This window comes from Hymenobacter sp. 102 (genome assembly GCF_049949205.1).
Lineage (GTDB): Bacteria > Bacteroidota > Bacteroidia > Cytophagales > Hymenobacteraceae > Hymenobacter.
Genome location: NZ_CP188172.1, coordinates 1,786,461 through 1,811,860, shown reverse-complemented (window position 1 = coordinate 1,811,860; position 25,400 = coordinate 1,786,461). Strand labels below are relative to the sequence as shown.

Below are 25,400 nucleotides of genomic sequence, written 5' to 3'. Positions count from 1 at the left end.
ACTAACGAACTCCGTGCGGAATATTGTCGCTCTGGGCGCGGCGGCCCTGTTTTCACTCGCCGGTTTTGCTTTTCCTTCTCATTCGGAGCCTGTGCAGGTGCCGGAGCCGGCGCGGTATCGGCTGCGCACAGTGGTGCTGGATGCGGGACATGGGGGCAAGGATAGAGGCTGCGCCGGCGTGAAAGCCCGCGAAGCGGATGTGGCGTTGAAAATAATTTTGGCCTTGGGCCGGCAGATAGAAGAGAATATGCCGGACGTAAAGGTTGTATACACCCGCAAGACCGACGTATTTGTGGAGCTGGCCGACCGGGCCGGCATTGCTAACAAAAATAACGCCGACTTATTCATCTCCGTCCACTGCAATGCCTCGGCGGCTTCGGCCAACGGGACGGAAGTATGGACGATGGGCCCGCACAAAACCGACGCCAACCTGGCCGTGGCCAAGCGGGAAAACGCGGTAATTCTGCAGGAAGACAACTACCAGGAACGCTACAACGGCTTCGACCCCACCTCACCCCAGAGCCACATTCTGTTCTCACTATTCCAGAGCGCCCACATGGTGAATAGCATCCGGTTTGCCCAAAAAGTGGATCGGCAGCTGCGTACCACCGTAGGTCGGCCTTCCCGGGGCGTGAAGCAGGCCGGGTTTCTGGTACTGTGGAAATCTGCTATGCCGGCCGTGCTTATTGAGTCCGGCTTCCTTACCAACCGGCAGGAAGAAGAGTATCTGAACGATAAGACCAATCAGACGTATATGGCCTCGGGCATTTACCGGGCCTTCCGCGACTATAAGAACGAGCTGGAAGCTGCTTCGGGCGAATAACCCCGCCGGACCGTGCAACCCGGCCCCAGCTTCCCGACTCTCCCTCCAACCAACCGCTGACCACCGTGTCGAAAGAAATTAAAGTAGCCCTCTTGGGTATTGTGGCCATTGCCCTGCTCATCGTGGGCTTCAACTTCCTGAAAGGAAGCAATCTACTGTCGTCGGACCGAACCTACTACGCCAAGTACGATAACGTGGATGGGCTGAACGTGGGCAACCCCGTGATTCTGAACGGTATTAAGGTGGGTCAGGTAAAAGAAATGATGCTGGTACCAGAAGAAGGCAACCGCGTAAAAGTGGCCGTGGAGCTGCAGAAGGGCGTAACCGTCGGCGACTCTACGGTGGCCAGCCTGAGCGGCTCTTTGCTGGGCTCCAAAACCATCACGCTGTTTCTGGGCAAGGACAGCAAGGTGTACGATGGGGGCGAGGAGCTGAAATCCTACACCGTGGCCAGCATTACCGATGCCTTCCAGGCCAAGGCCCTGCCCGTACTGGGCACCGTCGATTCGACGCTGATTAAGGTGAATGGTTTCCTGAATAAGGATGCCAAAGTAAGCCTGCAGGCCACGCTGCAAAACGCCCAGGGCAGCACCGAGGCGCTCAAAAACCTGCTGCTGATGAACCAGCGCAACATCAACCAGATTACCACCAACATGGCCCGCCTGACCTCGGAGCTGAATAAAACCAGCGCCAAGTTTGACCGGATTGCCAGTAACTTCTCCACGCTGAGCGACTCGCTAAAAGGTGCTCCGGTGGGCCCGGCCATGCGCAAGCTCAACGCCACCATGGGCGAGGCCCAGCAGACGATGACCACGCTGAACCGTTCGTTATCGGACCAGAAAGGCTCGTTGGGCAAGCTCATCAGTGACTCTACGCTGTACAACAACCTCAACGCCACGGCCGCCAGCTCCAATGCCTTGCTGCAGGACCTGAAAGCTAACCCCAAGAACTACGTGCACTTTTCGGTATTCGGGGGCGGCGGTAAAGCCAAAAAGGAAACCGAAACGACTACCGTGAAACCTAACGGCACCGTGACGGAAACCGAAGTGAAAACGACGGTAAAGTAGGCACCCGCCACAACCGGCAATCCTCTTACCTTTGAATCCGCCCCGCGAGGGGCGGATTTTTTGCTTCTACTCTACGAGTAACTGAGTAACAGAGTAGCTGAGTAAGTATGCTAGCTGGCAGAACCATTACTCAGTTACTCCGCTACTCAGTTACTCTTCCACTCCCACCCACCCCCAATGAACCTCGAATTCAACAAGAACGAAGACAGCATTAAGCAACTCAACTTTCAGCTGAAAAAACGGCTGGAAAAAGTGGCCCTCGGCGGCGGCGAGAAGCGCATTGCCGCCCACAAAGCCAAGGGCAAGCTCACCGCCCGGGAGCGGATAGAGTATCTGCTCGATAAAGGCGCGGAAACCGTGGAAATTGGTGCTTTCGCGGGGGAGGGGATGTACAAGGAAGAAGGAGGCTGCCCCTCGGGCGGCGTGGTGGTGATAATTGGCTGGGTGCAGGGCCGGCAGTGCGTGGTAGTAGCCAACGACGCCACGGTGAAGGCCGGGGCTTGGTTCCCGATTACGGCCAAGAAAAACCTGCGTGCCCAGGAAATCAGCATCGAAAACAAGCTGCCCATTATCTACCTCGTCGATTCGGCAGGCGTGTACCTGCCCATGCAGGACGAAATCTTCCCTGATAAGGAGCATTTCGGCCGCATCTTCCGCAACAACGCGGTAATGAGCAGCATGGGCATCGTGCAGCTGGCCGCCATTATGGGCCCGTGCGTGGCCGGCGGGGCCTATCTGCCGATTATGTCCGACGAAGCCATGATTGTAGACGGTACGGGCTCGGTGTTCCTGGCGGGCTCCTACCTGGTCAAGTCGGCCATCGGCGAATCCATCGACAATGAGACGCTGGGCGGGGCCACCACGCACTCCGAAATTTCGGGCGTCACGGACTACAAGTTTGCCAACGACGAGGAGTGTCTGGACCACATCCGCAACATCTTCGATAAGATGGGCGGGCAGGCCACGGCCGGCTTCTCGCGCAAAGCGCCCCAGGCTCCGGCCCAGGATGAGAAGGAAATCTACGGCCTGCTGCCCGCCGACCGCGCCAAGCCCTACGATATGATGGACATCATCAACCGCTTGGTGGACAACTCGGAGTTTGAGCCTTATAAGGACCTGTATGGGCAGAGCCTGATTTGCGGGCTGGCGCGCATTGATGGCTGGGCCGTGGGCATCGTGGCCAACCAGCGCAAAATCGTGAAGACTAAGAAGGGCGCCATGCAGATGGGCGGCGTTATCTACTCCGACTCGGCCGATAAGGCCGCGCGCTTCATCATGAACTGCAACCAGAAGAAGATTCCGTTGGTGTTCCTGCACGATGTGTCGGGCTTCATGGTGGGCTCCCAGAGTGAGCACGGCGGCATCATCAAGGACGGAGCCAAGATGGTGAATGCCATGGCCAACTCCGTGGTGCCGAAGTTCTCCGTCATCGTGGGCAACAGCTACGGGGCCGGCAACTACGCCATGTGCGGCAAGGCCTACGACCCCCGCCTGATTGTGGCCTGGCCTACCGCCCAACTGGCCGTAATGAGCGGGGCCGCCGCCGCCAACACGCTCCTGCAGATTCAGGTAGCCGCCGCCGAGGGCAAGGGTGAAAAGCTGACGGACGAGGCCAAAAAGGAAATGTTCGACAACATCAAGGCCCGTTACGACGAGCAACTCTCGCCCTACTACGCGGCAGCACGCCTCTGGGTCGATGCCATCATCGACCCGCTGGAAACCCGCAAGGTCATTTCCCAGGGCATCAGTATGGCCAACAGCGCGCCCATTGAAAAAGCGTATAATGTGGGTGTGATTCAGGTGTGAAGGTTACAATTCAGTTCTTATTCAGTTTGATTTATTGTTTGTTGTATGAGTAAAACGAATGTAGACCTAAGTGCTATCCGGCCGCTAAATGGTGCACGAACGGAAGGCTTCGAGGAGCTATGTGCCCAACTCGCTCGAATTGAAAGACCCGCTAATTCACGTTTCGTGCGCAAGGGTACTCCCGATGCCGGAGTGGAGTGTTTCGCTATTTTGGAAGATGACAGTGAGTGGGGTTGGCAGTCGAAGTATTTTGATTCGTTCAGTTCTTCTCAATGGCAGCAGCTAGACGAATCTGTCAAGACCGTGTTGGCGAAGCACCCTAAATTGGTGCGTTACTTCGTCTGTGTGCCGCTCAATCGGCCTGATGCTCGAATACCCGGCAGACAGTCGGCAATGCAGGCTTGGGATACGCATGTCGACAAATGGCAGAAACTGGCAACGGACAAAGGAATGAGCGTTGAGTTCATCTACTGGGGTGAATCTGAGATTTTAGATATGTTAGCCCAACCGGCTCATTTGGGCCGGTTACGTTTCTGGTTCGACACGCAGGCATTTGATGAGGAATGGTTTGTAACACGGCTTAAAGATGCTATCCGCACAGCGGGGGCACGTTATACACCGGAGTTGAACCTGAGTCTGCCAATAGCAGAAAAATTCGAGTTTTTTGGGCGGACTACCCGCTTCTTCGATACGCTTAAGGCACTGGCTAAAGACATCCGCGAAAACTACCGGCGGCTATACCCCAAAAAGGAAGTGCTGGAGCATCAGGAGGTTGGAGAGACTTATAAAAGGCTCTCCGAGTTAATACAGAACATTTTGCCCAGCATTGGCCGAATCCAAGTACAGCCCATTGATGAATTGCCTTTTGAGCCTATTATTCAGCAGCTTTCGCAAGCGCTTCAGGTAGCTGATGAAATCGGAAAACTTCTGCTGACGGAGGAATTTAAGCCTAAAGAAATTCAGGCACAGGATAAATACGGCGCGACGGACCATAATCCCTACCAGGATTTACGCAGTGGAATCCATCGGTTGCAAAACTCGCTTACGAAAGCCCGGCGCCGACTAGAAGAAGCCGTTGCTATTGCGAATAACCAATTGCTGGTGATGAGTGGCCCAGCTGGGTGTGGCAAAACGCACCTTCTATGCGATGTTGCCGCTAACCGAATCCGCGAGGGTCGGCCAACTGTATTGCTGATGGGCCAGCGCTTCATCAGCTCCAACGACCCTTGGGCGCAGGCATTGCAACAATTGGACTTGGCTACTGCTAGCGTGGAGGAAGTAGTTGGTGCCCTAGAAGCTGCCGCTCAGGTTGCTGATAGCCGCTTATTGCTACTTATTGACGCTATAAATGAGGGTAACGGCCGAGCTATCTGGCCGAGCAACATAGCCTCGTTTTTAACGCAGGTTCTACGCTCCCATTGGCTTGGGGTCGTGTTTTCGGTACGCTCTTCTTATGAAGCACATTTGGTGCCCGCTGAGGTGCGTGACCAAGCATACCGGGTAACTCATCATGGTTTTGATGGTCTAGAATACGACGCCACCAAGAGCTTCTTCATTCACTACGGCTTGGAACTGCCGTCAACTCCTTTGTTGGCACCAGAGTTTCGCAATCCACTATTTCTGAAAACACTATGTAACGGATTGAAGCTAACGAAGCAGCGACGTCTGCCTCGGGGATTTCACGGCATCACATCTGCTTTTAACCTGTATCTCGACGGTGTAAATGAATCCTTAGCGGTCAAGCTTGACTATAATTCTAAGCAAAATCTAGTACGAAAAGCGCTGGAAGCATTTGCTCAGGCAACGGCCAACAATGATGAGCGCTGGCTACCGCTTAATAGCGCTACGTCTGTGGTAGATGCTCTATTACCAGGGAGAGGCCATAATCAGTCACTTTACCACGGCTTGGTAGCCGAAGGCGTTCTGACGGAAGAAGCGCCGCATTGGCACAGTGAGCAAGGGTCTGAGGAAGTGGTGTACATCTCGTACGAGCGCCTAGCCGACCACCTGTTGACTAACATTCTGCTCGACCAGTATCTGAACGTAGCCAACCCGGCTTCCTCGTTTGAAGCTGACAAACCCTTAACTGCGCTTTACGATTTGCACAGTCGCTTTCGAGAGGGCACGGTGGAAGCACTATTCATTCAGATACCCGAACGCACTGGCCGGGAACTCTCCGAACTTGCTCCTGATGTGGTAACTCACTGGCACAGTAACGCTTTTCGCCAAAGTATCATTTGGCGAAAAGCAGATGCTTTCTCAGATGCCACCCGGCAGGCCCTTCGGGAGTTTGATGAAACAGATGGAGAGACGCAACACACCTTAGAGGCTATTCTTACCGTTGCCAGCCTGCCCGAACACCCATTCAATGCGGAGTTTTTGGATAAGCGCTTACGAAAGGATACGATGCCGGAACGGGACGCATGGTGGAGCATCTACTTGCATCATATGTGGGATACACAAGGCGCAGTAGACCGATTGGTCGATTGGGCTTCAGGAGTGACAGCCACCACGAATCTTGACGTGCAGGCAGTTGACTTATGCGCTACTACGCTAGCTTGGCTGTTCACTACTTCTAACCGGTTCCTGCGCGACCGAGCGACCAAAGCCCTAGCCAATTTGCTCACCGGCCGGCTTGAAGCCGCTGGCAAACTGATTGAACGATTTGCAGACGTAGACGACCTGTATGTGGCGGAGCGCATCTATGCGGCGGCTTACGGGGCTGTAATGCGGAGCCACGACCGCACCGAAATTCAGCAACTTGCTACTCGCGTATATACGTGCGTTTTTGCCGCTCAATCACCACCCGTACATATTCTGTTGCGCGACTACGCACGCGGAATAGTTGAGCGAGCAATCTATCTAGGCGCAGAGCTATCTATTGAGGCTGAGTACATTCGACCGCCTTATAATAGCATTTGGCCTACTATTCCTACTGCAGAAGAAATAGACCAACTATTTCCTGATTCTCCCGCTAAATGGAAGAATGGTGACGGCTCTTGGGCGCATGACCGTATCAAAAGCTCAGTAATGAACGATGATTTTGGCCGATACGTTATAGACCCCAGACTTGACGACTGGTTGAGTGTACCACTAAGCGAACCAAATTGGGTGAAACCCAAAGATAAAAGAGAACTGCTTGATGAATTCGTGCAGCACTTATCTAGGGCTGAAAAAAGTGCTTGGAAAACACTTCAAAAGGCTAAAAGTGTTTTGCGTGATGCTCAATATGTGCATTTAAAGCAATTGATTGCTCAGCAAAAGGGCGCTGCTGAGCCTTGGATCTTTAATCAAAAGTTCAGAGACTCACCTAAGTTCAAGACACTGCTAAAGAAAGCTGGTGCGCTTACTAAGGAAGAGCAAACCGAAGTTGAATCGGCTAGACAAACCCTCGAAAGCACGTTAACACCAGAACATGCTCAACAACTAGCAGATATTCAAGGACAGCCTGAGGTTAGCCAAGAGGAACGACGAGAACCGCTATTTGATGAAAGCATAGCCAAACGATACATTGTTGGCCGGGTCTTAGAATTGGGGTGGTCGGCAGAGCTTTTTGGTCATTTTGATGAGGACACTGTTGGTTATCGTGGTCGACACGCAGCTAAGACCGAGCGAATAGGAAAGAAATACCAATGGATTGCTTTGCATGAGATAATGGCTTATGTAGCCGACCATTATCATTTTTATGAACGCTTCTCCTCAGATGAGGATCGGATAACTGCATACGAAGGCCCTTGGCAGCCAGGAGCGCGCAACTTAGACCCTTCTAATATGCTTCGGGCCACTGCCAGCACTAATTCCTGGTCGTCACATACCCCAGCTTGGTGGGCACCACAACTACAGTTAGCTTGGGGTGAACTTAGTAAGCCTAAAGACTGGCTAACTCAGTGGCATGACTTGCCGACTGTCGAAAGTCTTCTGCTTGTAAAACGCCCAGAAGATAGAGTTAATTGGCTCAACCTGGATGGTCATTTCAACTGGTCGGAACCGATATCTGCAGACTTAGAATCAACAGATGTTGAACGGAGACAGATTTGGTACATCGCTAGAAGCTACCTACTCAGGGAAGCAGATGTTTCAGCTTTTATGCAGTGGGCGGAAACTGATAAGTTACAGGGGAGAGATATGCCGGAGCCAGCACATCTTTATGAAGTGTTTTTAGGAGAACATGGTTGGTCGCCAGCATCAAAATATTATCAGCGAGACTATGAAAACGGCGAGTTATGGCGCAGGCCGAGGAACGACTGTCCGGTTGAAGTGCAGGTTTTTTCATTCGACTACCTGAATGAGCAGGGTACCTTCGACTGCTCACTTGATGAAACCATCTCGCTGAATATGCCACGCGCAGAGTTGATAGTGCCACTTAACTTGCGTTGGACGGGTATTGGAGCTGATTTTACAAGCGAAGGCCAGTTGGTTGCCTTTGACCCAACCGTTCATCAAGATGGGCCAGGGGCCCTTCTGTTGCGCGAAGACTTTATGCGTGAATTTCTTGCTCGCGAGAAATTAAGTCTGTGTTGGATAGTCATCGGTGAAAAGCAGATAATTGGTCCTCATAGCGGAAGCTGGCATGGTCGCATGAATCTTTGTGGGGCTTATACTTTGTCACAACAGGGTCCTGTTGGTTTCTTGAACTGCTTCTTAGAACGAAATAGCCGAGAAGGCCAGAATGAAGATATACTAACACAAACCATAAGGACTTAATAGTAAAGTAAAAACGCTCACTATGTAGAAAGCTACTGCCGGAGCCTGCTGGTTTCGGCCGCTAGATATGCCCGCTTACGTATCCATTCCATGAAAATTAGACTATTGCTGCCCGCGCTGCTGTTGCTCCGCGTAACGGGCTTTGCGCAGTCGGGGCCGCCCGCCGAGGTAATGGTGGTAGGTTGCGACCATCTCAACCAGATCTACAAACCCGACAAGCCCGCCACCGACGTGCTGACGCCCCAGGGCCAGCAGCAGATCAGCCGCTTCACGGCCGCCATTGCCCGGTTTCGGCCCGATATGCTGGTGGTGGAAATGCTGCCCGAGGAGCAGCCCCGCCTCGACAGCCTCTACGCCCTCTACCGGCAGGATAAGCTGGATTTGGCGGCCTTACCGGGCGGCCGTAGCGAAGTGTACCAGGTAGCGTTTCGGCTAGGCAAACAGCTACAGCTGCCCCGGATTTACTGCTCCAATGCGCCCGGCGGCACGTCGCAGGGCATTTTACGCACCGGTCAGAACATTGAGGTGTACCAGCAGGCCGGAGCGGAGTTGAGTAAAGTGGCCGGCACCAAGCGGGCCGCGCTGGAAGATGGGAGCCTGCCTTTGCATAGCTACCTGGCCGCCCTCAACCAGCCCGAAATCTATAACCTGGTGTACCGGCTGCGCTACGTCACGCCAGCCCGCGTCACCAATGGCCGCTTCACCAACCCCGACGCGGCCGTGGATACGGCCTTCGTGGACCCTCGCTACATTGGGGCAGAGCTGATTTCGGTGTTCAAGAACCGGGACTATAAAATCTACTCCAACATCGTCACGCAGGCTATGCCGGTCCGGCCGAAGCGGGTGCTGGCCCTGTTCGGGGCGGCGCACATCGGCTCGTTGCAAAGCATTTTCGCCAGTGACCCGGAGTTTCGGGTGGTGGAGGCGCGGAAGTACCTGCGGAAGTAGGCGGCCCAGTCTGAACGCAGGTTGTGGGTAGCACGGCTGCTACGTGAGGTTGATGGTCAGAAAAGCGAAAGTTGCCGTATAGCCTTCCGGACTTAACTCCTCTGAAGACGATGGCAAAGAAAACCGTAGCGGAAATACTGGTTGATACCCTGGTGGCAGCCGGCGTGCGGCGCGTGTACGGCGTGGTGGGCGATTCGCTCAACGGCCTCACCGACGAAATTCGGAAGCGCGACAACATTGACTGGGTACATGTGCGCAACGAGGAAGCCGGCGCGTTTGCCGCCGGGGCCGAGGCCCACCTCACCGGCTCCCTGGCTGTGTGCGCCGGCAGCTGTGGCCCCGGTAATACCCACCTCATCAACGGCCTCTACGACTGCCACCGCAGCCGGGTGCCCGTGCTGGCCATTGCCGCCCAAATTCCGAGCATTGAAATTGGTACCGGCTACTTCCAGGAAACCCACCCCGAAAATACCTTCAAAGAGTGCAGCGCCTACTGCGAGCTACTGGGCAACCCCGGCCAGGCCGTGCGCATGGTGGAGTCGGCGGTGCAAACGGCCCTTACGCAACGCGGCGTGGCGGTGCTGGTGATTCCCGGCGACATCCAGTACGAGGAAACCGATGCCCCCGAGCCTCGGGTGCCGGCTCTGCGCAGCAAGGCCACGCTGGTGCCGGCTATGGATGATTTGCGCGCCGCCGCCGATGTGCTCAATACCGCTGATAAAGTCACCATTCTGGCCGGGGCCGGGTGCGCCGATGCCCACGCCGAACTGCTGCAGGTGGCCGAAGCCCTGGGGGCTCCCGTGGTGCACGCCCTACGCGGCAAGGAATCCGTGGAGGGCAACAACCCCTACGATGTGGGCATGAGCGGGCTGCTGGGCTTCACCTCCGGCTACGCAGCCATCATGGATGCCGATGCCCTGCTGATGCTGGGCACGGATTTTCCCTACACCCAGTTTCTGCCCCAGGAAACCCGCACGGTGCAGGTTGACCTGCGCGGGGAGCACATTGGCCGGCGTACCCGGGTGGAGGTGGGCCTGGTGGGCGACGTGGCCGCCACGTTGCAGGCGTTGCTGCCCATTCTCAACCATAAGCAGGAACGCCGCCACCTCGAAAAATCCCTGGACCATTACCGGGAAGCCCGCCAGGACTTGGACGAGCTGGCAACCGGCGAGGCCGGCGACACCAGCATGCACCCGCAATACGTAGCCCGCCTCCTGAACGAGCAGGCCGCCGAGGACGCCATTTTCACCTGCGACGTGGGCACGCCCACCATCTGGGCCGCCCGCTACCTGCGCATGAACGGCCGGCGGCGGCTGATTGGCTCTTTCAACCACGGCAGTATGGCCAACGCCATGCCCCAGGCCTTCGGAGCCCAGCTGGCCAGCCCCGGCCGGCAGGTAATTGCCCTAGCCGGTGATGGGGGCTTTGCCATGCTGATGGGCGAGCTACTGACGCTGAAACAGCTGAAAACACCCGTCAAAATCGTCATCTTCAATAACGCCAGTCTGGCCTTTGTGGAGCTGGAAATGAAAGCGGCTGGTATCCTGGAATACGGCACTGAGCTGGATAATCCCAATTTTGCGGCCCTGGCCGAAGCCGCCGGCGTGCGGGGCATCCGCGTTTCGGACCCCGCCGACCTGCCCACTGCCATTGCCGAAATGCTGGCCCACCCCGGCCCGGTAGTGCTGGATGCGGTGGTAAAGCGCACTGAACTCTCCATGCCGCCTACCATTCAGGCCAGTCAGGTGAAAGGCTTCAGCCTATATGCTCTGAAAGCCATTATGAGCGGGCGAGGGGATGAGGTGCTGGAGCTGGCCAAAACTAATCTGCTGCGGTAGTACACGTGAGCTGGCAGCCGCTACCCTATCCCATGCTGCGGGCAGTGCAGGATGAGAGGAGGTAGCGGTTTTGCTTATCTGCTGAAAATCCTCCTGAACGAACAAAAAGGTCTTTATCGGCTGTTATTTCCCGATACGCCGGCTGGCTGAATGCCGGGGTTGTGTTTATTTTTGCTACTTCTGCCCAGTGCGGCCCCGGCCGCCACCTCGCCGCTCCATGACCAACAAAGAAATCAAAGCCCTCATCTCCCTGCTCGACGACCCGGAAGTTGCCCCGCAGATTCAGGAGAAAATTCAGACGCTGGGCGAAACTATCATTCCGTTCTTGGAAGAAAGCTGGGAAGAAACCCTGGACCCGCAGCAGCAGCAGCGCCTCGAAGATTTGATTCACCATCTGCAGTTTGAGGGCCTGCAGCAGCGCCTGCGCGTGTGGCGCGACTCGGGCGGTGAGAACCTGCTGGAAGGTATGTGGCTGCTGAACAGCTACCAGTACCCGGATGCCGATTTTCAGGTGCTGAACCGGGCCATTGAGCAGCTGCGCTTTGAAGTGTGGACGCTGCTGCAACCCGAAATGCACCCCGCCGATCAGGTGCAGGCGCTCAACCACGTGCTATTCCGCACCCACAAGTTTGCCGCCAATACCCAGAATTTCCATTCTCCGGCCAACTCCATGCTGCACCGGGTGCTGGAAACCCGCCGCGGCAATCCGCTCACGCTCTGCGTGATTTATCTGCTGGTGGCCCAGCGGCTCAAGCTGCCGGTGTTCGGTGTAAATCTGCCTAACCTGTTTGTGCTCACCTATCGGCAGGAGCCGCCGCTGGAGTCGTTCTACATCAACTGCTACAACCGGGGGCTGGTGCTTTCCCGCACCGATATTGAGCACTACATCGCCCAGCTCAACCTCACGCCCAACGAAATCTTTTTCGAGCCCTGCTCACACTTGGATATTGTGCGCCGCGCCCTGCGCAACCTGCAGCTCAGCTTCGAGAAGCTGCAGGAGCCCGCCAAAGCTGCCGAGGTAGGTCAGCTACTGGCCATCCTGACGGTGGAAATGGTAGCCGACAGCTCCGATGCGGCTCCGGACGCGGAGTAGTTGGTAGAAAAGTGAAGGCACTCGTCATTGCGAGGAGGCACGACGAAGCAATCCGTCCTTTTCAGATCCCAAAGCCTGGAATACGAAAAGCCCCTGATGCCAGCACGGACGTCAGGGGCTTTTGAATAGGTCAGAATGGTGAGTTTAGGACGGGAAGGATTGCTTCGTCGTGCCTCCTCGCAATGACGGGTGGCTTCTCAGTTCTCCACTAAAACTTCTTGATCAGACAGCCCGCGGCGCGCTTGTCGGCTACTGCGGCCGGGCGGCCGGCCAGCAGGTTGTTGAGCACCTGCTCCACGTATTTTTCTTTCACGTAAGCCTCCACCTGCGGGTTATCGTCGATGGCTCCCTTATAGCGCACGGCAAAGCCGTCGCCCACGGGTTGGAGTATCACGGCCTCCGGAGTTTTGCTGGCACCCAGCAGGTTGCTCACTTTCTGGCCCTCATCGGTGAGCAAAGGCAAATCGGCCCCGGTGGCTTTTACCTTCAGCTTTTCCGCGTCGCCGGTGTCGGCGCTGGCCTCCAGGTTGATGGGGGCATTCACGAACAGGAACTGCACACCCCTGGCTCCGTACTCACTGCTGAGGTCGGATAACCGATGTTGGTAGAGCTTGGAAAAGGCGCAGCCAGGGTTCAGAAACACCACGACTACGGCTTTGCTGCCGGCATAGCTTTTGAGGGCCACTTCAGCATTCGAGGCGTTTTTCAGGCTGAAATCGGCCACGGAGCGGCTGCCCTGGGCACGGGCTACACTCACGGCCACCGTGCAAAACAGCAGGGCCGCGGCGGCGGCAATAGAAAGTCGGCGTAGAGACATGGAGAGCAGGAAAACGGGTGAGGCAGTGAAAGGACGCGTATTCACTACGCAGATGAGGCGGAAAGAAAAAGCCGAAGCCTCTCAATACTACGCACTCTTGCTTTCACCGATTGTGTACGTGAGAATGTAGTCGGGTTGGGGGTACAGGTAGTGAATCTGGTGTTGGCTGCGGGAGTTTTCGAGCAGCAGGTGTCCCGTCAGCACACCTGCCTCCCGCAGCTCAAACGGGCTGAGCAACAAGTGCTCTTTAAACACCAGGCCCCGGCGGCTATGCAACTTATACAGCGTCTCCTTGGCACTCCAATACAGACAATACTTCGTTGCGTCACTGCCAGCGTCGGCTAACTCAGATTCCGCTAGAACCCGGGGAGCCAACTTTTTAGCTTTGGGGCGTATCAGTTCAATATCTATGCCAACCGCCTCCTGGGTGGAAAGTACCGCCGCCACCCACTCCCCGGAGTGCGAGAGGGAAATGCCGTAGGCGGGCAGCTCCGGGAAATAGGGGCGGCCGTTTTCGTCGTTGTGCAGGGTGGCGGGCGAGTCGTTCAGCTCCCGCAGCAGGTGGTGGGCCAGCACCCGGCCGGCCAGCCATTGCCGGGCCCGCAGCTCGTCGCGGCCCTGGGGGAAGCGGGCCAGGTAGTGCGGCTTGGCCGGCAGCAGGTCCCAGAGCATTTCAGCTGGTTCCGTCAGGTGCCACAGGCCCAGGGCGGCCGTTTGGGAAATAGGGGAGAGGGTGTGAAGCGGCAAGCGGCGGAAGAGGAAGGTATGTGAAGGTGAAGGTACGAGGGAAAACAAGGGCCTGGTACCTGCGTAGCGGGCGGAGTAGCCGCCGGGCGGTATCTTCGCCCTCCGGTTTCGCAACTTCACCTTTCACAACCTCACCCTTGTCTTCTCGTCCGCAGGTTCACAAAGTAGCTTCTCTTACCGGCCACCGCGACTGTGTGTATGCCCTGACCGGCGTACAAGGGCAGCAAACCGTGTTTTCGTCGGGGGCGGATGGGCTGGTGGTAGCCTGGCAGGCCGATGCGCCCGAACAGGATGGCGACTTGCTGGCCCGCGTGGAAAACTCCGTGTATGCGCTGCTGCACCTGCCGGAACGTAATCTGCTGGTGCTGGGGCACAATTTTCAGGGCGTGCAAGTGCTGGAGTTAGGTACTAAAACACTGCGGTATGCTACGGCGCTGCCTCCGGTAGCCATTTTCGATCTGGCGTACTCTCCCGTCCAGAACCGCCTGTACGTGGCCCTGGCCGACGGCACGCTGGCCGTGCTGCGGGGCACTGATTTTGGGGTGGAAACACTGCTGCGCCTCGCCGATAAAAGCCTGCGCTGCCTGGCCCTGCACGAGCAGCGCGGCGAGCTGGCCGTGGGCGGCTCCGACCACCAGGTGCGCATCCTCGATGCGGCGTCGCTGGAAGTGAAGCAGGTAGTGCAGGGTGCCACCAACTCGGTTTTCACCTGCGCGTATTCGCCTGATGGACGCTACCTGCTCACGGCCGGCCGCGACGCCCACCTGCGCATCTGGGACGTGGCCGCCGGCTACCAGGAGCACCGCAGCATCGTGGCCCATATGTTTACCATCAACCACCTTGCCTTCTCGCCCGATGCCCGCCTGCTGGCCACCTGCAGCATGGACAAAAGCATCAAGCTCTGGGATGCCGACACCTGGCAGCTGCTGCGCGTGGTGGACCGGGCCCGGCACGCCGGCCACGGCACCTCCGTAAACAAGTTATTTTGGCCGGGCAGCGGGAATCGGCTAGTTTCGTGTAGCGACGACCGGAGCTTGGCGGTGTGGGAAATCCTGGGCAGTGAGGAGGCAGGAGTCAGGAGCTAGTAGAGGGCAGCCTATATGGTACTATGCTTTTTCCCAGCTGCTACACGCAATGCCTTTCTCTCGTACCTGGCCCTTCTTCGTGCCGCTGCTTCTTTCTTCTAACTCCTGGCTTCTAGCTCCCAAGTACCTATGAAAATTACCGCCCTCGATATTCGGCAGAAAACCTTTGAAAAAGCCTTTCGGGGATTGGATAAGGATGAAGTACAAGCCTTTTTGCTGACCCTCTCGCAGCAGTGGGAGCGGATGGGCGACGAAAACCGGGAGCTGCGCCTCAAGCTCGACCACGCTACCCAGGAGGTCAGCAAGATGCGCGAGGTGGAAACCAGCCTCTACCGCACCCTTAAAACGGCCGAGGATACCGGCAACAGCATCACCGAGCAGGCTCAGCGTGACGCCCAGCTCCGCATCCGCGAAGCCCAGCTCCAGGCCGAGCAGCTTCTCAACGACGCCCGCCAGAAGGCCCGCTCGGTGGTGGACGATGCCTACCAGCAGGCCGAGCGCACCGTGGCCGATATGCAGAAGGAAGTAAATGGCTTGGGCCAGGAGTGCCAGCGGCTGGAAAATCTGCTCGACGGCCTCACCCGCGACTTACATAATTTGGCTTCGGAGGCCCTGGATAAGGTGGAAAAAGCCCGCAGCCGGCCCAAGGCCAGCACGGCGGCCATCCTTTCGCGGGCGGCCAGCGTAAAAGTGAGCCGGCCGCAGTCTGCGGACCCATCACCTAAACCTGACCCCGCCATGTACGTTTCCACTTCTGCTACTTCCTCGGCCGCTGCCGTAGCTGGCGGCGCTGCTGCTTTCCACGGAGGCTCATCGGCTGAGGCCGTGGAGCGCCGCCCCATTGGCTACAACCCCAAGCCCGGCCAGCAACCCGACCCCAACCAACCCGAGCGGCCGGAGCCCGAAATTGAGCGCCCCGGCGCCCCAATCCCCGGTGCTCCCAACCCCGATGTGCAGCCCGGCCAGCCTGGCCAACCCGACCGCCCGGAAATTCCGCAGCCCGTGCCCCCTTCGCACCCCGGCCAGTCGGACCAGCCCAGCATGCAAACGGCTAACCTGGGCGAGAAGTCGTTCTTCGACGAAATCTAGAACGCAGATTTTGCGGATTGAGCAGCTTTTACGGATTTTGTGAATGACTATTGTGCGAGGCCTGCCCGTTGGGGCAGGCTTCGTTTTTTTGTAGCTGCGCCTTCGCAGGTTCATCAGTTCACTGCAAAGCTGTGCGGCCGACGCACCATTTCACCACTCACCATTTCACTATATGGGCCAGATTGCACTGGAAGGCATGGAGTTTTTCGCCTTCCACGGATACTACGACGAGGAGCAGAAAATCGGGAACAAGTATGGGGTTGATTTATACATCGACACGGACTTGCACGCGGCGGGACAGTCGGACCAGTTGCGCGAAACGGTCAATTACGAGGTATTGTACCGGGTGGTAGCTGAAGAAATGCAGGCCCCGGCCCGGCTGCTGGAGCATTTGGGCCACCGGGTACTGGATCGGGTGCTGGAGGAGTTTCCGCATATCAATGGAGTACGCGTGAGCGTGTCGAAATTCAACCCCCCGCTGGGCGGCATCTGCCACCGGGCCCGCGTCACGCTGGAGCGTCGGCGCTAACACGATACCAAGCAACAGCTGATTGGCCTGCTACGGACATGCACTCGGGAGTGGCCCGGCGCGTGTCCGTAGCAGGCTTTTTTGTAGATAATACTGCTGGTATACAAGTGATTAAAATATTATACGAAAAAAATCGTAGGTTAAACTTGTATCTACGATGTGCTTCGTATATGTTTGATGTACGAACTGGTTCGTAGCTATGCGGCGGGTCTTTCACCGGCGCGAAGGCGAGAGCACAGCAGGCAACGGTTGCGGCAGTTCGGTAGTCATACTTCAGTGCCCTCAGGTTTTTCTTATGAGTAAATCATCCATTCCCAAACCCACCGAATCGGAGCTGGAAATCCTGCAGGTGCTCTGGCAGCACGGCCCCAGCACCGTCCGGTTCGTGAACGACGAGCTGAACCAGCGGCGGGAGGTAGGCTACACCACCTCGCTGAAGCTGCTGCAGCTGATGCTGGACAAAGGCCTGGTGCTGCGCGACGACGACAGCAAAACCCACGTGTACCGGGCCGCCGTGCGCGAAGAGGAAACCCAGGGGCTGCTGCTCGACCGGTTCGTGGATTCGACCTTCGGGGGCTCGGCCATGAAACTGGTGATGCAGGCGCTGGGCAACCGCCGTACCTCCCGCGAGGAGCTGGCCCAGATCCGCCGCCTGCTCAACGACATTGAAATCCAGAACGACACCACTCCACCCTCAACCGACGACGCGCAATGAACTGGCTGGAAACCTTTTTGCCCCCCGCGCTGGTGCGCGCGCTGGGCTGGACGCTGGTGCACTCCCTCTGGCAGGGAGCCGTGGTAGCCCTGGCCCTGGCGGGCTTGCTGCTGCTGCTGCGCCAGCACAGTGCCGAAGTCCGCTACCGCACCTCGGCCGCGGCCCTGCTGATGCTGCTCACGTTGGCCAGCATCACCTTTGCCCGCTACTACACGGCCGCGCCGCCCGCGGCTTCGTCGGCCACGGCTGGTTTTGTGGTGGGTGATAACGCTGCTGTGCGGGCCGATGGTATCAAACCCGCTGCTGCTGCGGTAGCTACGGCAACTGTTCAGGCAACTCCGGTAGCCGTGGAGCCGGCCGCACCTACCGGGCTGCAAGCCTGGCTCACGTATTTTGACAACAATCTGCCCGTGCTGGTGGCTGCCTGGCTACTGGGGTTGCTGGCCATGACGCTCCGCCTGCTGGGGGGGCTGGCCTACGTGCAGCGCCTGCGCCGCTACCGGGTGCAGCCCCTGGCCGAGGAGTGGCAGCAGCGCCTGCAGGTCCTGGCCGATAAGGCCAGCCTGAAGCAGCCGGTGCAGCTGCTGGAATCGGCGCTGGTGCGGGTGCCGGTGGTGGTGGGGCACGTGGCTCCCGTAATTCTGCTGCCGTTGGGCACCGTTTCGGGCCTGAGCGCGGCGTATCTGGAAGCCATTCTGGCCCACGAGCTGGCCCACGTGCAGCGCCGTGACTACCTGATGAACCTGCTGCAGTCGGTAGCGGAAACGCTGTTCTTTTATCATCCGGCCGTGTGGTTTATTACGGCCTGCCTGCGCACGGAGCGCGAAAACTGCTGCGACGATGCCGCCATTGCCCTGGTAGGTGGCAACCCGCTCACCGTGGCCCGGGCCCTGGCGGCGTTGGCCGAGCTGACGGCCGCCCCCGAACCCGGCGAAGCCCGCCTGGCCATGTCGGCCCTGGGGCCCGATGGCTCGGTGCTGGGCCGCATCCGGCGGCTGGTGCAGGGCCGCACGGCCCCCACGTTCACGGAGGGCTTCATGGCGGCCTGCGTGGTGCTGGGCGGCTTGGTGCTGCTGACCTCCGCCGTGGCCATGGCCGACCCCCGGCCGGCCGGCGAATCGGATTTGGGCAGCAGCCTGAAGCAGCTGCCGTTCCTGGACTCGGAGCCCGACACGACGCAGAAGAAAGCTGCCAGCCTGGCCCCCGGTGCTTCGGCCCCGCTGCCGCCCGTTGCCGGTGAGGATGACCTGGCCGCGCTGAGCGCGCCGGCCGCCCCCGCCGCCGCCGATTTCGCTGCGCCAGCCGTTTCTCTGGACCAGCCCTTTGTTGAGACCACTACTTCGATGGGGCAGGCTGATGAGGGAGAAGATGATGGCAAAAAACGTAAGCGTACCCGCCAGCAGGTGGTGCTGGTGCCCGGCCGCAGCCGCCCCGGCACGGTAGTCATTGAGAAAGATAAAAAAGGCCGCATCACCAGCCTGTCGGTTGACGGGCAGCCGGTGGAAACGGCCAGCACCGGCAAATCGAAAGGCCGGAAAGCTGCCAGCCAGGTCGAGGTGATTCAGCTGCCGGCCGGCCGGGGCTTCAATGCCACTTTCGACGATAACTTCGCCCGGAGCTTCCGGTTTCCGGGGGCGGGCCCGAGTACCGCCGAGGTAGCCCGCATCAAGGCCGATGCCCAGCGCACCGCCGCCGATGCCCGCCGCCACTTGCGCGAAAACCCGCAGTGGCGCATGGAAATGGAGCGTGGTGCCGACGCATGGGCCAACCAGGCCATGAAAGGCCGTATGCAGAGCCTCAAAATTCGTTTGCAGGCCTTACAAGGGGCCGAAAGCTCCCTGCGCAATACGCTCACTGACGAAGACCTGAACGATGAGCAGCGGGAGCGGATTGAGGAGCAGCTGGAAAACATCCGGGAGCAGCAGCAGGATGCCCGCCAGGATTTCCAGGAAGACCTGCGCGACCAGTTGGAAGATGCTGAAGGCCGTAGCCGCGCCGGCGGCGACGACGAGGCTGCCCATCGCCGGATAGAAGCCGAAATGCGCCGCCACGAAGCCGAAATGCGCCGGCTGGAAGCCGATATGCGCAAGCACGAAGCTGAGCTGCGCCGCAATGAAGCTGAGCTGCGCCGCAATGAAGCTGAACTGCGCCGCAACGAAGCCGGTATCCGTCGCCGTGAGGCCCAAGAATCGGAAGAAGCCCTGCTGCGCGAACTACGTAAGGATGGCCTCATCAAAAGCGCCAACAACGTACAGATGAGCCTCAGCCCTGCCAGCTTCACGGTGAATGGCAAAAAGCAGTCAACGGCCCTGCGCGACAAATACCTGAAGCTGGTTGAAAAGCAAACTGGTCGCAAACTGACTAAGGGTTCGTTTGTAATGAACCGTCAGACCTCCGGTAGCACGGTTGATTTCCGGGGCCCCGAGGCTCCGGCGCCGCCAGCTCCTCCCGTACCGCCGGCAGTGGGGGCCCCCGCTCCGCCCCCTCCCCCCCGGGCCCCGCGTGCTCCGCGCTTCAACTCCGACAACATCCGGGCGGAGTTGCGCAAGGACGGGGTGATTGGGACCAACGAAAAAAGCTTCCAGTTTCAGCTAAACGACGAAGGCCTGACCGTCAACGGCAAAAAGCAGTCGGCGGCCCTGGCCGAGAAATACCGTAAGCTGGTGGATGAATCGGACGGCAATGGCCGCAGCACCCACCGCAACGTGCAGATTTCGATAAGTGAGTAAGTGAGGTACCCATTGCCACCGGCCGCCGCTGCAACGGCGGCCGGTTTTTTTCCGGTGAAGTGCTTGTGAACAGGCAACGGTTTGGAAGGCGTGTGCATCTATTGCAGCATTGCGGCCGGTACCCGCCGGCAAAACAGACCTCCGGTACTGGCACCACTACCTCATTTTCGTCCCGGTTGCCGGGCAATCCCATCCCCTCTACCACCTTCTGCTTGTTGTACGTTTTCTCTCGTCGTCGCGCCGTGAACTGTTGTCGTGTGCTCCTGTTGCTGGTTGGCTGGCTTTGCGCAGCGGGTGCTGTGCAGGCCCAAACTGCCCCCCAAACACCGGCCAATGCCGCCGTGCCTGCGCCCAAGCGTCAGCTGCAGGCCGTGCGCATCACCGAAGCTATGAAGCTGGACGGGGCACTGGATGAAGCTGCCTGGCAGCAGGCTCCCATTGCCACCGATTTCATTCAGAACCGCCCCAACCCAGGCCCCCGCGAAAAGCACAAAACCGAGGTGCGCGTGCTCTACGACGATGCCAACCTCTACATCGGGGCCGTGATGCACGACGTGAGCCAGGATTCGATTCTGCGGGAGCTGTCGGCCCGCGACGATATGGGCAACACCGACTTCTTCGGGGTTTTTCTGGACACCTACCACGATAAAATCAACGGCTACGGCTTCTTCGTGACCACCGGCGGGGTGCAGGCCGATGCCCGCTACTCCCCGGCCGGGGGCGAGGATTTTAACTGGAACGCCGTGTGGGACTCGCGCACGGCCCTGCGTGGCACCGACTGGGTGTGTGAAATGCGCATTCCGTACTCGGCCATCCGCTTCAGCAAGGCCCCCGAACAGCTGTGGGGCGTGAACTTCATGCGCCAGCGAAAAAAAGACAACCAGGGCTTTTTCTGGAATGAAGTGCGCCCTGCCGTGGATGGCTTCGTGAACCAGTGGGGCGAGCTGCTGGGCGTGAAGGACGTGCAGCCCCCGCTGCGCCTCTCGCTCACGCCCTACATTTCGGCCTACGCCAACCATTACCCCTACAACGTGCAGGGCACCCGCAACACCAGCACCAGCTTCAATGGCGGAGCCGACGTGAAGTGGGGCATCAACGAGAGTTTTACCCTGGACGCCACGCTGGTGCCCGACTTCGGGCAGGTGCAGAGCGACAACCAGGTGCTCAACCTCTCGCCGTTTGAGGTGCAGTTTCAGGAAAACCGCCAGTTTTTCACGGAGGGTACCGAGCTGTTTAACAAGGGCAACCTGTTTTACTCCCGCCGCGTGGGGGCCACGCCCATCGGGTTCGGCAACGTAGAAGGGCAGCTGCGCCAAAGTGAAATGGGCCCCGATGGCCAGCGCCGCCCGGGCGAGGCCGTGGTGAGCAACCCCGGCGTAACGCGCCTGCTGAACGCCACCAAAGTATCAGGTCGTACCAGCGCGGGGCTGGGCGTGGGCGTGTTCAACGCCCTCAGCAATGATGTGTACGCTACCGTGCGCGACTCGGCCAGCGGCCGGGAGCGGGACATTCTCACCCAGCCCTTCAGCAACTACAACATTGTGGTGCTGGATCAGAGCCTGAAAAACAACTCCTACGTGTCGCTCATCAACACCAACGTAACGCGCTGGGGCAGCACCTACGATGCCAACGTAACGGGCGGCCTGTTCCGCTTCGCCAACAAGAAGAACGCCTACGCCCTGGATGGGCGCGTGGTGTACTCGCGGCGGCGGGGCAACGTGTTCGGCTCAGAGGAGCGCATTGATGACCAGGACGGCTACAAGTACCAGGTGGGCGTGAGTAAAATCAGCGGCAATTTCACCTGGCAGCTTGGGCAGGGCATTGAGTCGCACCGGTACAATCCCAACGATTTGGGTATTCTGTTCGGCAACAACAACATTTCCCAGTACGCCAATTTCAGCTACAATAAGTATCAGCCCTTCTGGAAGGTGAACAACTTTTACTCCTGGATGGGGCTGAGCCACTCATTACTGTACAAACCCCGGCGCTACCAGAACGCCAACCTGGCTGCCGGCTGGAACACCACCTTCACCAAGAGCTTCCTGACCACGGGCATGAACATGGACGTGAACCCCGTGACGCACGACTATTTTGAGCCCCGGCAGTACCCGCTGGGCGACTACTACGTGCGGGTGCCGGTGAATGCCAACGTGGGGGGCTTCATCTCCACCGACTACCGCAAGAAGCTGGCCTGGGATGCCAACGCCGGCGTGCGGTGGTACGCCCAGGACGACCGGTTTGCGCGGGCCCGGCGCATGGGCTATGGTCTGGGCCTGTCGCCCCGCTACCGCGTGAGCAACCAGCTTAACTTTCGCTACAGCTTCGACTGGAACCTGCGCCAGAACCAGGTGGGCTACGTGAATGGCGGCCTCGACCGGAGCCTGCCTGATGATGCCCGCTTCCGCGACAACCACCCCGGCGACGTGCTGCTGGGCGTGCGCCGCGTACTCACGGTAACCAACACGGTGTCGGGGGGCTACACGTTCAACAACCGCATGTCCCTGACGGTACGGGCGCGCCACTACACCAGCACAGTGAACTACAGCGCCTTCGCCCGCCTGGGTAAAGGTGGCGAGGAGCAGCCCGTGGACTACCGCCGCAACCGCGACAATACCTTTAACGCCTTCAACGTGGACGCGGTGTACTCGTGGTGGTTTGCGCCCGGCTCGCAGGTGAGCATCGTGTGGAAAAACGCTAGCTCGTCGTTCCTGGAAGCCAACGAGGCCACGCCGCTGTACTTCGACAACCTAAGCAACACCATCAACACCCCTCATAACAACAACGTGAGCATCAAAATCCTGTACTACCTGGATTACCTGATGCTGAAGCGACGTACAAAGGCGTAGGCTGAGTGCCCCGAAAATGTAACCGGCCCGGTAGCCCGCTTTGGCTGCCGGGCCGGATGGCTACAACCCCAGCAGTTCCTCGGCCGCACCAAACGCCGATTTGCTGCCCTGCATCACCTGCTGGCGCAGCTCGGGGAGGCGGGCGGCCACGTCGGGGCGGGCGTAGAACCGGGCCTCCAGAGTTTCCCGGATGGTTTCGTGCAGCCAGTGCAGATTCTGCTCCTGTCGGCGCTGCTGAAAGTAGCCGTTGGCCCGGGCGTGCCGCACGTACTGCTCCACTACCTGCCACACCTCGGGCACACCCGCCCCGGTCAGGGCCGAGGAGGTGGTCACGACCGGGCTCCAGTGGGAGGCAGCCAGTGGGAACAGGTGCAGGGCATTCTGATACTCGGCCCGGGCCCGGCGGGCGGCCTGCTCATTGCCGCCATCGGCTTTGGTGATGGTTACGGCATCGGCCATTTCCATAATGCCCTTTTTGATGCCCTGCAGCTCGTCGCCGGCCCCGGCCAGCATCAGCAGCAGGAAAAAGTCCACCATGCCGTGCACGGCGGTTTCACTCTGGCCCACCCCCACGGTTTCCACAAAAATCACGTCGTGGCCGGCGGCTTCGCAGAGGGCCAGCGCCTCGCGGGTACTGCGCGTAACGCCGCCCAGGCTGCGCCCGGCTGGCGAGGGCCGGATAAACGCCTGCGGGTGGGCGGCCAGCTCGTTCATGCGGGTTTTGTCGCCGAGGATGCTGCCGCCGCTGCGCTGGCTGCTGGGGTCCACGGCCAGCACGGCCAGGTGCCTGCCCTGCTCGCGCACCAGGTATAGGCCCAGCGCCTCAATGAACGTGCTTTTGCCCACGCCCGGTACCCCCGTAATGCCCAGCCGCACCGAGCGGCCGGCGTGCGGCAGTACGGCATCCAGCACCTGCCGGGCCAGGGCCTGGTCGGAAGGAAGGGTGCTTTCCACCAGCGTAATGGCCCGGCTGAGCATAATGCGGTTGCCGGCCAGCACGCCGTCGATGTACTCTGCAGGGGAAAAGCGTTTGGGCACGGTGCAATACATGTGGCATAAGCCGTAGCTTGCGCCGGACGCCGGTGAAACCGGCTAACTTCAACGGCCGCCTGCCAACGGGCGGCCACCTAACGGCGCAAGCTACAGCTTACGCCACATTTTCGCTATGAACTTCTCCCGATTCGCCGCCGGTCTGGGTCTGGTAGTAGCCACCGCTACCACCGGGCACGCCCAGAATGAGCTGAGCAACTTCACGGCCACTGGCCGGGGCGGGGTGGCTACCACCTTCGCCTCCGATTATCAATCCATCGGCATCAATCCCGCCAACCTGGGCCGGATAGGCGGGGCCACGGTGGCCTTCACCATTGGCGAGGTAGGGGCCGGGGCCGCTTCCCAGTCGCTCACGCGCCCGCAGCTGCGCCGGTTTATCACTGATACCAACCAGCCGCTTACGGCCGCCGAAAAGCAGGCGTTGGCCACGGCTTTCAACTCCAACAACGCCCTCAACGTCAACGCCGACGCTACTACGCTGGCCCTGGCCGTGCAGCTGCCCGTAATCGGGGGCGTGGCCATCAGCAACCGGGTGCGTACGGCCGGGCACGTGGGGCTGAATAAAAATGCGGCCGACATCCTGTTTCTGGGCAAGGATGCGCCCATCTACACCAGCACCGCCGCTGGCAACGTGCCGCTGGTGTCGGAGGCGCTGGCCGGTACCGAACTGCAGTTTGCGGTGCTCAACGAGTTCAACCTGGCCTGGGGCACCCGCCTCGTCGATTTGCCGTTGTTCCAGCTCTCGGCCGGGGCGGGGTACCGCTATATTCAGGGCGTGGGTATTGTGGATATCCGGGTGCGGCCCGGCGACCTGCGGGCCTATACCTCCATGTCGCCGGTGTTTGATATCGACTACGGCAACCTCGTGAACAACCCCAGCTTCAACCTGAAAACGGGCAGCGGCCTGCAGCCCGTGGGCAAGGGCCACGGCTTCGACGTGGGGCTGGCCGCCGAAGTGGGCAAAGCCGTGCGGCTGGGCCTGGCCGTAACGGATATCGGCCAGATGACCTGGACCGGCAATCTGCTCACCGCCAACGACCAGAAGCTGAAACGGCTCAAATCGAGCGGCGTGGGGAGCTACAACTTCATCAAGGAAGCCGCCGAAATCTTCGCCTCCGGCACCGACAGCCTGTTCCAGTACCAGACCGGCCAAGACCGCCGCGCCGACCTGCCCACCAAGCTGCGGGCCGGGGCCGGGGTGCGCCTGAGTGAGTATTTCGAGGTGGGCCTCGACGTGACGATGCCGCTCAACCGCGTGGCCGGCAACCTGCCCTCGCCCTTCGTCGGCGCCGGCCTCGACTACAAACCTGTTAAATGGCTGCGCCTGAGCAGCGGCCTCACGGGCGGAGCCGGCTACGGCTTCAGCGTACCGCTGGGCTTCACCCTGGTGACCTCCTTCTACGAAGCCGGCATCAGCACCCGCGACGTGGCCGGCCTGGTCACCTCCGAGCACCCGTATTTCTCCGCTGCCGCTGGTTTCCTGCGCTTCAAGCTGGGCGGGAAAAGCCAGTAGC

At 59.2% G+C, this 25,400-nt stretch carries 17 protein-coding genes; 14 read left to right on the top strand and 3 right to left on the bottom strand.

Features of this window, described 5'->3' with window-relative positions:
- Positions 1 to 13 precede the first annotated feature (13 nt).
- The 7 genes from ACN19L_RS07765 (at position 14) to ACN19L_RS07735 (ending at position 12,279) form a co-directional block, all read left to right on the top strand.
- The gene (locus tag ACN19L_RS07765) at positions 14 to 823 is read left to right on the top strand and encodes an N-acetylmuramoyl-L-alanine amidase family protein (protein ID WP_426492949.1); all 810 of its coding nucleotides are present in this window, start codon (positions 14 to 16) and stop codon (positions 821 to 823) included.
- Between the two features lie 65 nt (positions 824 to 888).
- Positions 889 to 1,890: an MlaD family protein gene (locus ACN19L_RS07760; protein ID WP_426492948.1), complete on the top strand. Its 1,002-nt coding sequence runs from the start codon at positions 889 to 891 to the stop codon at positions 1,888 to 1,890.
- Positions 1,891 to 2,067: 177 nt separating this feature from the next.
- A complete protein-coding gene (locus ACN19L_RS07755; protein ID WP_426492947.1) occupies positions 2,068 to 3,696 on the top strand; it encodes an acyl-CoA carboxylase subunit beta in 1,629 nt (542 codons plus the stop codon).
- 45 nt (positions 3,697 to 3,741) lie between these two features.
- The gene (avs2, locus tag ACN19L_RS07750) at positions 3,742 to 8,400 is read left to right on the top strand and encodes an AVAST type 2 anti-phage system protein Avs2 (protein ID WP_426492946.1); all 4,659 of its coding nucleotides are present in this window, start codon (positions 3,742 to 3,744) and stop codon (positions 8,398 to 8,400) included.
- Between the two features lie 90 nt (positions 8,401 to 8,490).
- Positions 8,491 to 9,348 carry a DUF5694 domain-containing protein gene (locus ACN19L_RS07745; RefSeq protein ID WP_426492945.1) on the top strand — a complete coding sequence of 286 codons (858 nt, stop codon included), beginning with the start codon at positions 8,491 to 8,493 and terminating at the stop codon, positions 9,346 to 9,348.
- 110 nt (positions 9,349 to 9,458) lie between these two features.
- Positions 9,459 to 11,186 carry a ubiquinone-dependent pyruvate dehydrogenase gene (gene poxB, locus ACN19L_RS07740; RefSeq protein ID WP_426492944.1) on the top strand — a complete coding sequence of 576 codons (1,728 nt, stop codon included), beginning with the start codon at positions 9,459 to 9,461 and terminating at the stop codon, positions 11,184 to 11,186.
- 217 nt (positions 11,187 to 11,403) lie between these two features.
- On the top strand, positions 11,404 to 12,279 hold the full coding sequence (locus ACN19L_RS07735; RefSeq protein WP_426492943.1) for a transglutaminase-like domain-containing protein: 876 nt from the start codon (positions 11,404 to 11,406) through the stop codon (positions 12,277 to 12,279).
- A 208-nt stretch (positions 12,280 to 12,487) separates the two neighbouring features.
- Here the strand turns inward: ACN19L_RS07735 and ACN19L_RS07730 are convergent, their stop codons facing one another.
- On the bottom strand, positions 12,488 to 13,096 hold the full coding sequence (locus ACN19L_RS07730) for a redoxin domain-containing protein (RefSeq protein ID WP_426492942.1): 609 nt from the start codon (positions 13,094 to 13,096) through the stop codon (positions 12,488 to 12,490).
- A gap of 87 nt (positions 13,097 to 13,183) precedes the next feature.
- On the bottom strand, positions 13,184 to 13,843 hold the full coding sequence (locus ACN19L_RS07725; protein ID WP_426492941.1) for a 4'-phosphopantetheinyl transferase superfamily protein: 660 nt from the start codon (positions 13,841 to 13,843) through the stop codon (positions 13,184 to 13,186).
- Positions 13,844 to 13,980: 137 nt separating this feature from the next.
- Here ACN19L_RS07725 and ACN19L_RS07720 point away from each other — a divergent pair, with 137 nt between their 5' ends.
- The 6 genes from ACN19L_RS07720 (at position 13,981) to ACN19L_RS07695 (ending at position 22,836) form a co-directional block, all read left to right on the top strand.
- Complete coding sequence (locus tag ACN19L_RS07720) at positions 13,981 to 14,928, top strand: WD40 repeat domain-containing protein (RefSeq protein WP_426492940.1); 948 nt, start codon at positions 13,981 to 13,983, stop codon at positions 14,926 to 14,928.
- A gap of 129 nt (positions 14,929 to 15,057) precedes the next feature.
- A complete protein-coding gene (locus ACN19L_RS07715) occupies positions 15,058 to 16,017 on the top strand; it encodes a DivIVA domain-containing protein (RefSeq protein WP_426492939.1) in 960 nt (319 codons plus the stop codon).
- A gap of 172 nt (positions 16,018 to 16,189) precedes the next feature.
- Positions 16,190 to 16,546, top strand: coding sequence for a dihydroneopterin aldolase (folB, locus tag ACN19L_RS07710; RefSeq protein ID WP_426492938.1), 357 nt, complete (start codon positions 16,190 to 16,192; stop codon positions 16,544 to 16,546).
- A gap of 295 nt (positions 16,547 to 16,841) precedes the next feature.
- Positions 16,842 to 17,261 carry a BlaI/MecI/CopY family transcriptional regulator gene (locus ACN19L_RS07705; protein ID WP_426492937.1) on the top strand — a complete coding sequence of 140 codons (420 nt, stop codon included), beginning with the start codon at positions 16,842 to 16,844 and terminating at the stop codon, positions 17,259 to 17,261.
- Positions 17,258 to 19,990, top strand: a complete 2,733-nt coding sequence (locus ACN19L_RS07700) for a M56 family metallopeptidase (RefSeq protein WP_426492936.1) — start codon at positions 17,258 to 17,260, stop codon at positions 19,988 to 19,990. The genes ACN19L_RS07705 and ACN19L_RS07700 overlap by 4 nt, the downstream gene beginning before the upstream one ends.
- A 242-nt stretch (positions 19,991 to 20,232) precedes the next feature.
- Positions 20,233 to 22,836, top strand: coding sequence for a DUF5916 domain-containing protein (locus ACN19L_RS07695; protein ID WP_426492935.1), 2,604 nt, complete (start codon positions 20,233 to 20,235; stop codon positions 22,834 to 22,836).
- A 60-nt stretch (positions 22,837 to 22,896) separates the two neighbouring features.
- On the opposite strand, the gene meaB is transcribed toward ACN19L_RS07695, so the two are convergent.
- Positions 22,897 to 23,874 carry a methylmalonyl Co-A mutase-associated GTPase MeaB gene (meaB, locus tag ACN19L_RS07690; protein WP_426492934.1) on the bottom strand — a complete coding sequence of 326 codons (978 nt, stop codon included), beginning with the start codon at positions 23,872 to 23,874 and terminating at the stop codon, positions 22,897 to 22,899.
- Between the two features lie 127 nt (positions 23,875 to 24,001).
- On the opposite strand from meaB, the gene ACN19L_RS07685 reads away from it, so the two are divergent.
- On the top strand, positions 24,002 to 25,399 hold the full coding sequence (locus tag ACN19L_RS07685; protein ID WP_426492933.1) for a DUF5723 family protein: 1,398 nt from the start codon (positions 24,002 to 24,004) through the stop codon (positions 25,397 to 25,399).
- Position 25,400 lies beyond the last annotated feature (1 nt).

Bases quoted from the DNA above. Each gene is read 5' to 3' on its own strand.
- ACN19L_RS07685 (WP_426492933.1), top strand. From the start codon at position 24,002: ATGAACTTCTCCCGATTCGCCGCCGGTCTGGGTCTGGTAGTAGCCACC.
- ACN19L_RS07730 (WP_426492942.1), bottom strand. From the start codon at position 13,096: ATGTCTCTACGCCGACTTTCTATTGCCGCCGCCGCGGCCCTGCTGTTT.
- folB (WP_426492938.1), top strand. From the start codon at position 16,190: ATGGGCCAGATTGCACTGGAAGGCATGGAGTTTTTCGCCTTCCACGGA.
- ACN19L_RS07755 (WP_426492947.1), top strand. From the start codon at position 2,068: ATGAACCTCGAATTCAACAAGAACGAAGACAGCATTAAGCAACTCAAC.
- ACN19L_RS07745 (WP_426492945.1), top strand. From the start codon at position 8,491: ATGAAAATTAGACTATTGCTGCCCGCGCTGCTGTTGCTCCGCGTAACG.
- ACN19L_RS07735 (WP_426492943.1), top strand. From the start codon at position 11,404: ATGACCAACAAAGAAATCAAAGCCCTCATCTCCCTGCTCGACGACCCG.
- ACN19L_RS07705 (WP_426492937.1), top strand. From the start codon at position 16,842: ATGAGTAAATCATCCATTCCCAAACCCACCGAATCGGAGCTGGAAATC.
- ACN19L_RS07700 (WP_426492936.1), top strand. From the start codon at position 17,258: ATGAACTGGCTGGAAACCTTTTTGCCCCCCGCGCTGGTGCGCGCGCTG.
- ACN19L_RS07715 (WP_426492939.1), top strand. From the start codon at position 15,058: ATGAAAATTACCGCCCTCGATATTCGGCAGAAAACCTTTGAAAAAGCC.
- avs2 (WP_426492946.1), top strand. From the start codon at position 3,742: ATGAGTAAAACGAATGTAGACCTAAGTGCTATCCGGCCGCTAAATGGT.
- poxB (WP_426492944.1), top strand. From the start codon at position 9,459: ATGGCAAAGAAAACCGTAGCGGAAATACTGGTTGATACCCTGGTGGCA.